Raw genomic sequence first — 14,270 nt, 5'->3', positions numbered from 1 at the left:
CAAAGACAGTTTTTTGTCCACCTATCTTCATTTACGCAACAATGCCTCGCCTATTCTGATTCAAGCATCTGCCAGGCTGCATCGAAATCTTCTCGGGTATTAATATCCTGTCTGGGTTTTACGCAGGCCTGCTCTATGCGAATTTTATGACCTGCCCACAAAACACGTAGCTGCTCTAGTGACTCCGCCACTTCCAGAGGAGCAGGCTGCCATTTGACATAATCAAGAATAAAGGAAGCTCGATAGGCATATAAGCCAATGTGGCGAAACACATGCTCCAATGAATCCTGATTATCCCTGTTGAAAGGAATCGCGCTTCTCGAAAAATACAGGGCGTTATTAAATTGATCGCGAACGACTTTCACCACATTGGGATTATTTAATTGCTGGCTGGTTTCTATCGGCCAGCAAAGAGTCGCCATTGGCGTTTCAGCCTGTTGTAAACTGGCGGCTACCTGTTTTATTAACTCAGGATGAATGAAGGGTTCATCCCCCTGCACATTCACAATGATATCCTGAGGCTGATAGTTATTTTTTTTAACTACCTCGGCAAGGCGATCGGTACCCGTTGGGTGAGCACTATCCGTCATCATCACCCGAGCTCCGAAACCAGACGCATGATTGGCAATTAACTCATGGTCTGTGGCGATAATAACAGAACGAGGCTGTGCCAGAAGCACCTGCTCGTACACTCTCTGAATAATTGTTTTACCGGCCAATTCCAGCATCAGTTTGCCTGCAAGCCTTGATGAGCTATACCGTGCGGGAATAATGACATGATAATCAGGACTCACAACTGCTCCTTTTCTTCCAGGGGGATTAACCGCCCTTCCTGCTCTAGCATAACCGGTATATCTCCGCGGATAGGATAGGCAATTCGATCAAAAGCGCAAATTAATTCCTCATCTTTCAGAATCAGTTTGCCCTTGCATAAGGGGCAAACCAGAATTTCAAGCAAACGTTTATCCATTGAGACTCCTTACTGAGTAATCTTGTTACGGATATAAACTGGGGCGGCTGCTGCGACATCCACTGGCACAATCTTTCCCGCCTGAACCAGATGAATCATTGACAAGGCATCAGGATAGGCTTCAACCTGCCTGCTAATAATTTTACGAGTGGCTTCCGGCATAAGAGGCAAATAGGGCTCAAAGCCAATACCTGCTATAACGACTGGGGTTTCAGAATTCAGATAGATTTCACCAGGGTCAGAAACCTGCTCCGCCGCCGACTCATCCTTAAAAAACCCCCAATAAACCTGCTGCATTCTGGCGTCAATCATCGCTATAACCGGGCATTTGCTGTCAAGGCCTCCAGAATGACGTACATTCCAGGCAATGGCCTGAAGACTGCTTACAGGAAATAAAGACAGATCATGAGCATAAGCTAAAGCTTTGGCTATTGCACAGGCAATTCTTAAGCCGGTAAAGCTTCCTGGCCCCTGTCCAAAGACAATACCATCTAACTGATTAAGGCTGAACTCATGCTCAGCAAGCAATTGCTGAATCATAGGCAGCAGAGTTTGAGCATGTTTTCGCTGAACGCTTTGTTCAATTACGGCATCACTTCCGTCAATGCTGAGTGCTACAAACGCATGGGTAGTGGACGTATCAATGCTCAATAATTTCTTCATCTAATGCCAACTGTTCAATAAAACTTAATACGGTTTTCTCATCGCGAGTTTTACGAAGACTGGGCAAACTGGAAAATATTTGCCTTCCATAATCCCTGCCTGTGAGACGAGGATCGGCTATCATTAACACCCCTCGATCATCAATATCACGGATTAGCCTTCCTACGCCCTGCTTCAGAGCCAGTACCGCATTGGGAAGTGAGAGCTCATCAAAACCGGATAAGCCCTGTGATTTCAGGTAAGCCATCTTGCCGCGAATCACCGGATCCGTAGGGCTGGCAAAGGGTAATTTGTCAATAATAACACAGGACAACGCACTGCCCTTCACATCAACCCCTTCCCAAAAAGTGGCCGTACCTAACAACACGGCATTGCCCAATTGGCGAAAGCGGGCCAATAGTATTGGTTTGGCCTCGTCTCCCTGAATGAGCAGCGGGTAGTTTAATGTATTGCCAAGCAACTGAGCAACCATTTTCAGCGCTCGGTGACTGGTAAACAGAAAGAAACAGCGGCCTTTGCAAGCATTGATAACAGGCAATGCTTTTTCCAGCAAAGACTCATAATAACGACTATGTTTTGGATCGGGCAAATCCCTGGGTAAATACAATAAAGCCTGTTCCTGATAATTAAATGGACTGGGTAGAATCATTGTTTCAGCATTCTCTAATCCCAGTGGTTTAAGAAAACAGTTAAACGAAGACTCAAGCGTTAAGGTAGCCGAAGTAAAAATATAAGCCGCCTGTTGCCGGCTGATTAATTTCCTAAACGACTTAGCCACTTCAAAAGGAGTCGCATGGCAGGTGAGGCTGTGTTTAAATCGTTCAATCCAGCGAATAAATGGCTGGTTGCTATCACTGATACGCAGAATAAGTGACTTAAACTCTTTTAATCGCATCAGACAATTGCCGATTCCTTTCTGCTCCTGACTCCCGGACTTCTCAATCGCCGTGATGAAATCATCCAGAATGGTCAGCAGAGAATCCCAGGATTTTTTAAAGAGCGGCTGCCTGATAACCTGTTCCCAAGGCATTTTTTCGTCTTCCCTGGCAATGGCTAAAAGCAATTGATCAATTGTTTTATCCAGTTCAATAGTCAGTTCCTTGAAAGGCTGATTGGGCAGATCAAGAACCGGCCATTCAAGCATCAACTCATTGGCTGCGTCAATTAATTGTCTGGTGCTAAATCGCTCACTATTAAACAAAGCGGCTATTTCAGCGAGCTGATGTGCTTCATCAAAAACGACCACCTCTACTCCTGGCAGCAGTTCGCCAAAGCCTTCTTCTTTCAGTTGCGAATCAGCAAAAAACAGGTGATGGTTGATCACCACCAAATCAGCATCCAATGCTTTTTTTCTGGCTTTTACCAAAAAGCAGTCTTTATAGTATTCGCATTCACTGCCCAGGCAATTATCCGCTGTTGATGTCGCATAGGGCCAGACGGCGGCATCCTCGTTAATTTCTGGTAATTCAGAACGTTCGCCAGACTGTAGTAAGGGCAGCTTTTCGCGGATGAAGATTAAATCATGTACCGCCTGCGGGTGTGAAAAACGTCCTTCCTGAGCATGCAATTCGGTTCGATGCCGGCATATATAGTTGGCTCGTCCCTTTAAGTTCTGAACCTGCAGCGATAAGCCTAGGGCTTTAATCAGGTTGGGCAAATCTTTTTGATATAATTGATCCTGCAGTGTTTTGGTGGCTGTAGAAATCAGTGTTTTTTTACCGCTTAACAGACAGGGAACAAGATAGGCAAAGGTTTTTCCTGTTCCAGTACCCGCCTCAGCAATCAGTATCGAGCTTTTTTCGATACTCTCTGCAATAGCAACGGCCAGATCTATTTGCGCAGTTCTTGCCACAAAGCCGGGAATGGCAGTTGTTAATCTGCCATTTTCACTAAAAAGCCGTCGACAATGAGCAATGGGATCGCTGTTTATTGAAATAGTACTCACCAGTCTTTTTGTAAATACTGAAGCTTATCTTTCACATCTTCCCAATCCTTTGCATCTGGAGGACCGTCTTTTTTCACAGTAATATTAGGCCACTTTTTGGATAGGTCGGCATTCAATTCCTTGAACTCTTTTTCTTCATCCGCCAGGTCATCTTCAGACTTTATGGCCTCCACAGGACATTCCGGCTCGCAAAGCGCGCAATCGATGCATTCATCAGGATTAATCACAAGAAAATTGGGGCCCTCATAAAAACAATCCACAGGACAAACTTCAACACAATCTGTGTACTTGCACTTGATACAGCTTTCAGTAATTACGAAGGTCATTTCTCGTCTCTCAATAAAAATGATGCTTATTAAAACATAGAACTTACGAATTAATCCAGATAAAGAAGCGGGCCCTCAGGCACAATCTGGGTCGGATTAATCATGCGGTGACTGAAATAATAATGTTGCTTGATATGTTCAAAATTCACCGTTTCGGCAATTCCAGGATAATGATACAGGCGCTTAAGATAGGCAAATAAATGAGGATAATCCATAATCCGCTGACGGTTGGTTTTAAAGTGCCCAAAATAAACGGCATCAAAACGAATCAGCGTCGTAAATAACCGCCAATCCGCTTCTGTTAATTGTTCACCAACCAGATAATTGCGGCCTGATAAATGCGACTCCAAAAAATCAAGCGTATCAAATAACTCGAGAAATGCCTGCTTATAAGCATCTTGTGACGTGGCAAAGCCGCAGCGATATACGCCATTATTGACTGTGTGGTAAATGCGTTCGTTGATTTGATCAATATCAGCACGAAGGGCCTGAGGATAAAAATCCTGCGTATCCCCTGTCAGCGCATTAAAGCTGCTGTTAAATTGACGGATGATTTCTGCCGATTCATTTGAAACGATCGTTTCTTTTTGGGTATCCCAAAGTACCGGCACTGTAACCCGGCCAGTATAATCTGGAACAGCCTTGGTATAGAGTTGATGAAGAAATTTGCGATTATATAAGCGGTCGCCCGTAGCACCCAGGCCGCTCTTTAATTCCCAGCCATTTTCCAGCATATGGGGATGAACTACCGACACCTCAATCAGGGAGTCAAGTTTTTTTAACTTCCGGAAAATCAGTGTTCGATGAGCCCAGGGGCATGCTAAAGAGACGTATAAATGATATCTCTTGGCCTCGGCGGGAAATTCAGCCTTTGGATCAGGACTAATCACCTGATGAAATTTAACATTCTCGCGCTTGAACTCACCTTTATTTTTACTGGTGTCATACCATTGATCCTGCCACTGACCGTTTACTAATAATCCCATAGTAATCTCCTTGATAATTATTAGCCCAGCAAGAAGCTGAACCCCTTGGAAATTTCCGCCAGACTGAATTTATTGAGGAACAATGAAAAGCTCATCCAGGCACTTAAAGCGGCCAAATCCCGAAAAGGCGGCGGCAGATAGACCGGAGGGGCTAAAAGTTCATGATTCCGTAAATCTCTCAACAGAGGGATATCGTCCAAAACCAGTTTGCCGCAAAATAACAGCGGAATTGCGTCAACCCGCTGCTGGCTGATAGCAAAACGGATAAAATTATAAATAAGAACAAAGCCTTTGGAATAGGATAAATCCTTGGTAAATGGTCCGCCAGTGGGTGTACTACCGCGAAACACCCGCACAGCATGATTATAACTATCCTCTTCTGTCAGGCCGCACTCGAGAAAATAACGATAAATATCAAGAAAATCAGCACCCTGGCGCACTTTGTCCAGCGCGATTACCCGATTGGTAATCTTGCGTACCCGTCCAGGGTAAGAAGAGAATGTCACAATCTCGGTAATGACTGCCAGTCCTTCCTGAATAACCGAACTGGAAGGAGATCCCTTGGACAGGAAAAAACAATAAGGCTGCATGGAACCATTCAGGGTAGTACCGACATGCACCCAGCCTTCATGCACCTCGAGATATTTCAAATCCCGATCGCTGAACATGGCATGCTGGCTTAATTTGATATTGTCGGCGCCCGCTGAGGCATCAGCGACCATGTCATCACTGACAACCACTGTCACTTTACCGGGATGCTGGTCAAAATAAGAGCCTAAACGGGTCTCCAGAATTTGCTGAGCCTGGAATGGTGTATGACGCTTTAAGTCCGCATCAGACTGTAATTGAACATCGAGAGCGGTTAACACATCAAACAGCAGAGTACCCAGTTCGGACAGACGCGGGCCGCCTGAATAAAACACATCATTGGGGCTGCCATATAATTCCATCGCAATTTCGCTGAAGGCCGGGGTGCCTCGCACCGCCAGCATCTCCACCGCGCGGCTGTATTCTTCGCATTGGCGTTTGATTAATCGAGTTACAGGAGAATATTGACCCAGGCTATTATTGGAGTCGCGCAGGATTAACCGGAACTCTTCTTTTTTTTCCTGCACATCAAAGGGGAGCGGCTTGTTATCATAGTAGGTTTTATCAACCAGAGGCAATTTTCGGGCTTTATTTTCAAAAAACTCCTTTTTGATCGTATCATCCCATTTGATACTGTCCAGGATACGAATTTTACGCTGTGCTTCCACCATACGCTTGGACAGCTCTTGAATCACTGTTAATTCGCTAGATTCACTGGACATTTAGTCAACCCTCTCTGTTAGCCTGCTTGTGCACCCGCTTCTATTGGCGGAACAATACTGACTACTGCATTTTGTTTTTGATCAGGCAAATCATAAAAATGACTGATATTATCACTGGTCAGGGGCGATGGTACGTTAAGTGATGGTCCATTTTGACTCCTTAAATACAAACTTTCACCATTACTGGCATAGCGTGAGCAAGAAGAAAGCAGCACCATTATTACCATAACTATAAAGCATTTTTTCACAACTATCCCCATTAACTTAAAGAAAAAACAACAATTTTTGAACTTTCTGACCCACATACAATCAATAATCGCAAATATCAGGACAGGCGGTTTCATTTTTTGAGTCAGCGATTAGTGTAGCCTGTTTGATACTTAAAAGTAACACACCCTAACCTCATTTTAAATTAACTGAAGCTCCTGAAGCGCTTTCTCCAGTTCCTCATGATAACTTTCTGACAGAGGGGTCAATGGCAGGCGCAATTCATTTTTGAGTAAATTCATTTTGCTTAAGGCCCATTTGGCAGGAATCGGGTTTGCTTCACAGAATAATAATTTATGTAAGGGCATCAGCTGGTCATTATAGCGAAGGCAAGCTGCCTGATCTTCATCAAAAGCAGCATCACACATTTTAGCCATTAACCGCGGAGCAACATTGGCCGTTACTGAAATAACCCCTTTTGCGCCCGCCAGCATCCAGCGCGCGCCAGTTTCGTCATCTCCGCTGTAGACATCCATGCGAGATTCACACAAACGAAGAATCTGCTGCAGACGGGTCATTTGCCCAGTGGCTTCTTTAATACCGATGATATTCGATATTTTATCCAGTCTGGCCACTGTTTCTGGCAAAAGATCGCAGGCCGTACGCCCGGGAACATTATAAAGAATGATAGGAATGGCAACATTCTCAGCCACATGGCGATAGTGCTGGTACAGACCCTCTTGAGTCGGTTTGATATACGCCGGTGTCATAATGAGGGCAGCATGAGCACCGCACTCCATTGCCATGCGTGTCAGTTCGATGCATTCTCGAGTGGCATTGGCAGCGGTTCCCGCAATCACCGGAATGCGCTCACGTGCCTGCTCAATTACCGTTTTAATCACCAGATGTTTTTCTTCTTTGTTTAAGGTACCCGATTCTCCAGTGGTGCCTGCTGCGACTATGGCATGGGTTCCTGCGGCAATATGAAATTCAACCAGTTCGCGCAGGGCTTTTATATCGACCTTGTCGTCAAGCAAGGGAGTGGTCAAAGCAACTATACTACCTCGAAACATAATATCCTCATTTTTTTAGGAATAATCTTGCCAATACTACTGGGGGAATTAGTTTTTCTCAAGATTTCTTCAATCATCCCAGAGGTAATTTTTAATCAACATGGTTAAATTTGAGCTATTATGATAAAGAAGGAATCTAAAAAGATGAGGAAAACATCATGAAAAAAACCTTACCCATTCTAGTGTTTGCGGGAGCTTCTTCCCTTATGACAGCCTGTACTAACACTGAAGTAGGAACCGCAACCGGAGCCGCTGCGGGAGCCGGTCTTGGTTATGCAGTCTCAGGTGGAAGCGGCTGGGGATCTGCCATTGGAGCAGGTGCGGGCGCTCTGGTAGGACATCACATAGGCCGTGAACAGGATCGACGTTATTATTATAATCGTTATTATTACTACTAATACGATCGTAGAATAAGAGTTGGTTCAAAGGTTTGTCACGCAACGCCTTAACAGTTTTCGATATGAACTGTGAAAGCAGACGATTGTTTGAAATTTAAACCTGCTTTCACAGATATTCAACTCTTGTTTGTGGCGGAATTCCTGCATACAAAACTAATTGAGCCCGTTCTTTCAAGATACGCTTTTTCAATGCTGGCAAAATCCTCAGTGTTTAACTGGCGGCGCATTTCGGCTATCAAATCATTTTGGGTAATATGAAGCCTGTTCATCGTATCCGTTTGAAACTCGCCCTGATTAAAGAGCAGATAACAGCGCCCTTTCAGAACGTGTTCACATACTTCAAAATTTAAGGTAAGCATGGCGATAATCCGGTGCAGCAGCATCAGACTGAATGTTGCTACCAGAGTGGACATCAAAGTAGCTGACCCATTGATACCTCTGCTGATTAATCCCCCCAAGATGATCAATAGAAGATAGTCAAACGAGGTTTGTAGATTAAAACGTCGATTTCCGTAGCGCAAAATTATCGTACTGATCAAAAAAAGGATTGCCGCCCGAATTATCATGTACAAATAAGCCTGATCCTCATTAATGTGTTCTATAACCATCATCCAATCCATTTGTGCTCCTGATTAATCATTCAATTACATTATTGGTTTTAACATAAGCCATTGCATCACTACAATCCGGCTAACAAATTAAGTTATTGAATGGATGCGCTAATTCAAATTACTGCTATACTTCTTCACAGACCATTTTACAAGGATTGTGTTATGAAACTTCAGAATAAAGTTGCTATTGTTACCGGGGCCGCCAGCGGAATTGGAAAAGAAATCGCACTGCTTTATGCAAGTGAAGGCGCAAAAGTAGTCATCGCCGATTTAAATCTGGATCAGGCAGAGCAGGTCGTTAGCGAAATAAAGTCCAAAGGCGGCGAAGCAATGGCAGTCGCTATGGATGTAACGAATGAGCAGCAAGTCGATGAAGGAATTGAATCGGTTGTCAAAAAATTTGGCAAGATTCACGTTCTGGTAAGCAATGCCGGTATTCAGATTATTGAATCAGTCGATAAATTATCATTGGCCAATTGGAAAAAAATGCTGGCTATCCACTTGGACGGTGCATTTTTAACCACCCGTGCCTGCCTGAGACACATGTATGCTTCAGGTGAGGGCGGCAGTGTTATTTATATGGGCTCGGTCCATTCCAAAGAAGCCTCCAAATTAAAAGCACCTTATGTGACTGCCAAGCATGGCCTCTTGGGTTTATGCAAGGTCGTGGCCAAAGAAGGCGCTGCCTATCGTGTTCGTTCTAATGTCATCTGCCCAGGCTTCGTGAGAACCCCGCTGGTGGATAAACAAATTCCGGAACAGGCCAAAGAATTGGGAATCAGCGAACAGGAAGTGATTAAAAATGTCATGCTGAAAGAAACCGTCGATGGGGAGTTTACAACTGTTGATGACGTTGCCAATACAGCTCTTTTCCTTGCGGCATTTGAAACAAACGCACTGACCGGTCAATCCATTGTAGTCAGTCATGGCTGGTTTATGGAGTAAGCCCTTACAGTAAAAGGAGTTTAACATGAAGGAATCTGAAGTAAGAGACAAGGCCTTTGCCATGCCTTTAGCGAGTCCCGCCTATCCGCGGGGGCCTTATCGATTTAATAATCGTGAATATTTGATCATTACCTATGAAACAGACATTGATCTGTTAAGGGAAGTAGTTCCGGCCCCCCTTGAAGTAACCGAGCCGCTCGTTAAATTTGAATTCATTCGCATGCCTGACTCTACAGGCTTTGGAGATTATACAGAATCGGGACAAGTCATTCCGGTTAGCTTCAAAGGCAGGAAGGGAGGATACACCCATGCCATGTATCTTGATGATTTGCCGCCAATCGCCGCCGGACGCGAAATCTGGGGCTTTCCCAAGAAACTGGCTAATCCCAAATTGTACGTAGTTCAGGAAACCTTAATGGGGATTCTTGACTATGAAACCACACGTATCGCAACGGCCACTATGGGTTATAAATACGAAAGCCTTGACCATAAGAAAATTCATAGTTCAATGGTCAGTCCTAACTATTTGCTGAAACTCGTTCCTCATGTGGATGGTACTACACGAATCTGTGAACTGGTTGAATATGAACTGCAGGACGTAGTCATCAAAGGGGCCTGGTCAGGACCTGCTCAGCTGGAACTATTCCATCATGCCCTGGCACCGATCGCCTTATTACCGGTAAAGAAAGTCGTAAATGCAGTACATATTCTGAGTGACTTGGTCTTACCTTACGGGAAAGTGGTATACGATTACCTGAAATAAGGAACTATATGCTGATTTTAGTTGGATATCTGATTATTCTGGCAAGTGTTTTTGGCGGGTTCGCGATGGCTGGTGGTCATTTAAAGGCAATTTTTCAGCCGATTGAATTACTGATTATTGCCGGTGCTGCGATTGGATCGTTAATTGTGGGAAGCAGCCCGGCTGTTTTGAAATCGATTGGGAAAGCACTGCCTGCTGCTTTTAAAGGCCAGAAAGCGCCTAAAGCAGTGTATATGGATTTATTGGGGTTGATGTATGCGTTGCTCAATAAAGCCCGGCAGGAAGGCCTGATGTCACTCGAAGCGGATATTGACGATCCACAGAACAGTACAATTTTTAGTAATTATCCGAAAATTGCGGCGAAACACCACATTGTCAGTTTTATCTGTGATTATTTTCGTTTGATAATCACTTCCAACCTGCAGCCTTTCCAACTTGAATCACTGATGGATGCTGAGATAGAGTCGCATCACCAGGAAGAGATGATCCCGGTGAATGCGATTACCAAGCTCGCCGATGGCATGCCCGCCTTTGGTATTGTTGCCGCCGTGCTTGGCGTAGTGCACACGATGGAATCGATTAACCTTCCCCCCGCGCAGCTAGGGGTTCTGGTCGCGCAGGCGCTGGTAGGTACTTTTCTCGGTATATTGCTGGGTTATGGTTTTATCGGGCCTGTAGCTCAAGCAATGGAGCAGCGTGCCAATCAAACACAAATTATGCTGAATTGCATTAAAGTAATCATTCTGGCAAGCCTGCATAATAACCCCCCTATTATTTCACTGGAGTTTGGGCGAAAGGTTCTATTCAATAATGACAGACCGTCATTTAATGAGTTGAGCGAGGAAATCAAAACTCCTAAAACAGCTTAAATTCGGAAAAATTACCTAAATGGCTAACAAAGAAGAAACCCCACCCATTATTATAAAGAAACGTCATGGGCATAGTCATGGGCATCATGGGGGATCCTGGAAAATTGCCTACGCCGATTTCGTTACCGCGATGATGGCCTTCTTTCTGCTCATGTGGTTATTGGCATCACTGAACAAAGCCCAGAAAGATGGCTTAGCCGAATATTTTAAGCAGCCTTTAAAGATATCGCTTATAAGCGGCGATAGCATGGGTTCCCGAGAGATAACCGTAAAAGGCGGTGGTGACAATTTAGAGAAGAAAGATGGCCAGATTTCTGGTAACAATCAACCGGCCAAGTCAGGCCAGCAATCCACCGCCGGCAATCTCAAACAGGAAGAAATGAAGCAGTTGAAGGAGCTGCAATCCAACATCATGCTGAGCATCGAAAATGATCCTGCTTTAACTGAATTAAAAGATCGCATGCTAATGGACGTGACTTCGGAAGGCCTGCGGATACAATTGATTGATAATGACGATAAGCCTATGTTTGGGTTAGGCAGCGATGAGATTGATCCAGCGATGGCACAGATCCTTGCGAAAATCGCCGTTTTGCTAAACTCTGTTCCCAATAAAGTAACCATCCAGGGACACACTGACGCCCATCCCTATCATAACCCGGAAGATCTGGAGCAAACCAACTGGGAGCTTTCAACGCAACGCGCCAATACAGCAAGACGTGCCCTGCTGAAAGCGGGGTTAAAGGAAGATAAAGTAATGCGGGTTACAGGCTATGCATCCACCGTTCTGCTGGATAAAAAAGAGCCGCTAAATCCCAAAAATCGACGTATCAGTATTATTGTGATGAAGAAAAATGCTTCCGCTAAAATATTAGAGGAAGATTAGTTTTGTGAACGATTTTATTTTTAGACTCTATTTCATAACGAGGACTGTTCCAAATCATGGATAGATTTCCGCCTGCGCGGAAATGACAAAGTTTGTATGAACCTGATGGCGAATTACCTGTCAGTTCCGCTCAGACTGAATAAACCGCTTCGTCAGGGAGGTTAATACCTGTTTGCTGTTCATCCTTATCCGGTTGAAAAAAGCTCGCTCGATTGTTCTTATCCTGATCGATATTATTTACAACCAGTCTGGCGTTAGCTAAAGCTATTTCTCGATCAATCTGAGAATATAATTCTGCGCTATTAATATATTCATTACCAAACCCTTTTTTGCTTATATTAAGATGAATACCGCTACCGATTTGACTGATGTAATCTTGCAGCTTATCTTTTTGCAAAGCTGAAACAGGAACAAGATCGGCAGGCCTTTTCTTTTTATATTCGTTTAGCAGCGCTACTACTAAACATCCGATAAGTGGTGTTATAAAACTACATGTCATCAATGTGCCGAAAGCGTTGTTTAAATTATGTCTGTTTGTTTCATCATCAACATATTGATAGGTCGTTGAGTTTAAAATATCACACATTGTATCCATTATATTTAAACATGCCTGAATATACAGATCTGGGCATACCAAATTTTCCAGAGGCGAATAACCTGCTTGAGTGCAGTTAGCCAGGGGCTTGGAACCAAAATTAAGAAAGTTGGGATAGTAACCCACACACCCCAAAGAAGCAGGCGTGCATCCATCATCATCTAGTGCCATAAAATCGAATCTTTTCCTATATAAAAGTTTATTATCTTCCCAGTAAGGATTAAAAAACTTATGATTTAGTCGACCGATTGCCCCTCCCCATACAGCAGTTAAAGCAAGGCTGCCCAACAAAGTTGAAGCTTGCCACCTGAAATAGGATTTTTCATAGGCACGCTCCATTTCCAAAATCTCTGCTTTAAGTTGTTGTAATTTTTCAACATGTGTCAGCAAATCCTGTTTTTCAGAGATTGGGATAACAGAGGGTAATTGAGGTTTTATATCTGGATTTTCCACATCTATTTTAGAATAGCTATTTTCTTCAGTGGGTTTAAAAAAACCTAAAAATCTGCGAAACATGAATTATCCTTATAACCGCTTGCTTACTTATTTTTTAGGCATTCTAGCTATAAGGATTACACTAAACAATATAAAAGCTCTAAAGTCAGCGTTCTTGCATGTTTCTTAGTCTCTTGCCTGCAACAGTTCCTGCAAAGGTTTCGGGAGCATGGACTGGAGTTTTATTCGTAATTTATCTTCGTTTTTATGCCATAAGGTCCCCAGGTAAATAATCAGAAGTCCAATGCAGGCCAAAGCCGCAGGAAATCCCAGGCTGTCTTTAAACACATTCGATGCCAGATGCCCCAGATAAAAAGCCACACCGATGCCTCCGAAAATCACAAATACCTTACGGTTCAAAACGACACCAATAATGATCATCACTAAATTAATACAGAGATAGAAAAATTTCGACAGCTCGCTGTCGGAACTTTGGCAGGTGAGACCTCCCCAAAAAGCAATAACACCAAAAATATAAAGCCAGAATGCATAATCCGCTGAATGACGCGAACGAACATCTACCCAGAAAGCAATCAAAACTATAACCAGTCCAAAATACATGGAAATAATGGCTCTGAATTCAAAATCCATAGAATGCGGATCAACAATCAATGCCGCCACATCCATCGAGAGATACCACAGGGTTACGGCGATGGGCATAATCATGAAAGGATAACGGTAGAGCCAGGCCATGATAATTCCCACAATTAATGTGCCTGCTTCCATATAAATCCAATGCCATTGAACCCAGTAATGAAATTCATTATATACACTGTCATCAGGCCACCATCCCATGCCTTTTTGTAGCCCATAAATAGCCAGCGGGGTTAGAGCGACAACAAAGGTTGCACAAATACCCGCTGGTATCGGAAAGTTCTTTTGGGCGAGTATATGGGCCAACCCCAGACCGACTGCTGCATAGAGCAGTGAAACATAAAATATACCCATGCCGCCGTAGTGTTCCCAGCTGACATTCATAAAAATGGTCATGGCCCCAATAGCGATTAAGCCGCCCAGGTAATAAAGAACATTGGTGAAATCAAAATGGGGTTCGTGTGCGGACTCTGCCTTGATAAATTCCAGTAAACGACTCGCCTGGTTTTCATCGATGATTTTTGCCTCGACTGCTTTTTGTAAAAGCCTGCCTGAAATTTTCATAGCCCCTCAAAGTGAACTGAGCTTGTCTAAATAAATTATAGGTGGCTTATAAGCGTTTGAAATGAAATCCAAA

Annotated in this window: 17 protein-coding genes; 5 read left to right on the top strand and 12 right to left on the bottom strand. The window is 43.8% G+C overall.

Annotated features, from left to right (window positions below; all coding sequences use genetic code 11):
* Window positions 1–50: 50 nt before the first annotated feature.
* The 9 genes from kdsB to dapA form a co-directional block, all read right to left on the bottom strand.
* Window positions 51–794: a 3-deoxy-manno-octulosonate cytidylyltransferase gene (gene kdsB / locus LXA66_RS13400; RefSeq protein WP_233013556.1), complete on the bottom strand. Its 744-nt coding sequence runs from the start codon at window positions 792–794 to the stop codon at window positions 51–53.
* On the bottom strand, window positions 791–970 hold the full coding sequence (locus LXA66_RS13395; RefSeq protein WP_233013555.1) for a Trm112 family protein: 180 nt from the start codon (window positions 968–970) through the stop codon (window positions 791–793). The genes kdsB and LXA66_RS13395 overlap by 4 nt, the downstream gene beginning before the upstream one ends.
* Window positions 971–979: 9 nt before the next feature.
* Window positions 980–1,633, bottom strand: a complete 654-nt coding sequence (gene tsaB, locus LXA66_RS13390) for a tRNA (adenosine(37)-N6)-threonylcarbamoyltransferase complex dimerization subunit type 1 TsaB (RefSeq protein WP_233013554.1) — start codon at window positions 1,631–1,633, stop codon at window positions 980–982.
* On the bottom strand, window positions 1,611–3,578 hold the full coding sequence (locus LXA66_RS13385) for an ATP-dependent DNA helicase (RefSeq protein WP_370637271.1): 1,968 nt from the start codon (window positions 3,576–3,578) through the stop codon (window positions 1,611–1,613). Before LXA66_RS13385 ends, tsaB begins: the two co-directional genes overlap by 23 nt.
* Window positions 3,575–3,904, bottom strand: coding sequence for a ferredoxin FdxA (gene fdxA / locus LXA66_RS13380; RefSeq protein ID WP_112220308.1), 330 nt, complete (start codon window positions 3,902–3,904; stop codon window positions 3,575–3,577). Before fdxA ends, LXA66_RS13385 begins: the two co-directional genes overlap by 4 nt.
* 50 nt (window positions 3,905–3,954) lie before the next feature.
* A complete protein-coding gene (locus LXA66_RS13375) occupies window positions 3,955–4,890 on the bottom strand; it encodes a glutathione S-transferase family protein (protein ID WP_233013553.1) in 936 nt (311 codons plus the stop codon).
* Window positions 4,891–4,910: 20 nt separating this feature from the next.
* Entirely contained in the window at window positions 4,911–6,200 is a 1,290-nt protein-coding gene (locus LXA66_RS13370; RefSeq protein ID WP_233013552.1) for a flavohemoglobin expression-modulating QEGLA motif protein, read from the bottom strand.
* A 17-nt stretch (window positions 6,201–6,217) separates the two neighbouring features.
* Entirely contained in the window at window positions 6,218–6,427 is a 210-nt protein-coding gene (locus LXA66_RS13365) for a hypothetical protein (protein ID WP_233013551.1), read from the bottom strand.
* 180 nt (window positions 6,428–6,607) lie between these two features.
* Window positions 6,608–7,480 carry a 4-hydroxy-tetrahydrodipicolinate synthase gene (dapA, locus tag LXA66_RS13360; RefSeq protein ID WP_112220305.1) on the bottom strand — a complete coding sequence of 291 codons (873 nt, stop codon included), beginning with the start codon at window positions 7,478–7,480 and terminating at the stop codon, window positions 6,608–6,610.
* 158 nt (window positions 7,481–7,638) lie between these two features.
* Between dapA and LXA66_RS13355 the strand changes: the two genes are divergently transcribed.
* Window positions 7,639–7,878 (top strand): glycine zipper domain-containing protein, encoded by a 240-nt coding sequence (locus LXA66_RS13355; RefSeq protein WP_233013550.1) that lies wholly within the window; start codon window positions 7,639–7,641, stop codon window positions 7,876–7,878.
* Window positions 7,879–7,994: 116 nt separating this feature from the next.
* Here LXA66_RS13355 and LXA66_RS13350 read toward each other — a convergent pair whose 3' ends face one another.
* Window positions 7,995–8,498, bottom strand: a complete 504-nt coding sequence (locus tag LXA66_RS13350) for a YetF domain-containing protein (protein WP_233013549.1) — start codon at window positions 8,496–8,498, stop codon at window positions 7,995–7,997.
* 153 nt (window positions 8,499–8,651) lie between these two features.
* Here LXA66_RS13350 and LXA66_RS13345 point away from each other — a divergent pair, with 153 nt between their 5' ends.
* The 4 genes from LXA66_RS13345 to motB are packed head-to-tail and all read left to right on the top strand — an operon-like array spanning window position 8,652 to window position 11,949.
* On the top strand, window positions 8,652–9,434 hold the full coding sequence (locus tag LXA66_RS13345; protein ID WP_233013548.1) for a 3-hydroxybutyrate dehydrogenase: 783 nt from the start codon (window positions 8,652–8,654) through the stop codon (window positions 9,432–9,434).
* Between the two features lie 25 nt (window positions 9,435–9,459).
* Complete coding sequence (locus LXA66_RS13340) at window positions 9,460–10,197, top strand: acetoacetate decarboxylase (protein WP_233013547.1); 738 nt, start codon at window positions 9,460–9,462, stop codon at window positions 10,195–10,197.
* A gap of 8 nt (window positions 10,198–10,205) precedes the next feature.
* Window positions 10,206–11,066 carry a flagellar motor stator protein MotA gene (gene motA / locus LXA66_RS13335; RefSeq protein WP_112220301.1) on the top strand — a complete coding sequence of 287 codons (861 nt, stop codon included), beginning with the start codon at window positions 10,206–10,208 and terminating at the stop codon, window positions 11,064–11,066.
* Window positions 11,067–11,085: 19 nt separating this feature from the next.
* Window positions 11,086–11,949: a flagellar motor protein MotB gene (gene motB / locus LXA66_RS13330; RefSeq protein WP_112220300.1), complete on the top strand. Its 864-nt coding sequence runs from the start codon at window positions 11,086–11,088 to the stop codon at window positions 11,947–11,949.
* 130 nt (window positions 11,950–12,079) lie between these two features.
* On the opposite strand, the gene LXA66_RS13325 is transcribed toward motB, so the two are convergent.
* Entirely contained in the window at window positions 12,080–13,060 is a 981-nt protein-coding gene (locus LXA66_RS13325; RefSeq protein ID WP_233013546.1) for a hypothetical protein, read from the bottom strand.
* 105 nt (window positions 13,061–13,165) lie between these two features.
* Complete coding sequence (locus LXA66_RS13320; RefSeq protein WP_233013545.1) at window positions 13,166–14,197, bottom strand: DUF2157 domain-containing protein; 1,032 nt, start codon at window positions 14,195–14,197, stop codon at window positions 13,166–13,168.
* Window positions 14,198–14,270 lie beyond the last annotated feature (73 nt).

Source organism: Legionella sp. 16cNR16C, from assembly GCF_021297775.1.
GTDB lineage: Bacteria > Pseudomonadota > Gammaproteobacteria > Legionellales > Legionellaceae > Legionella_C > Legionella_C quinlivanii_A.
The sequence above is the reverse complement of the archived record's forward strand: the minus strand, read 5'-3'. Positions and strand labels throughout refer to the sequence as shown.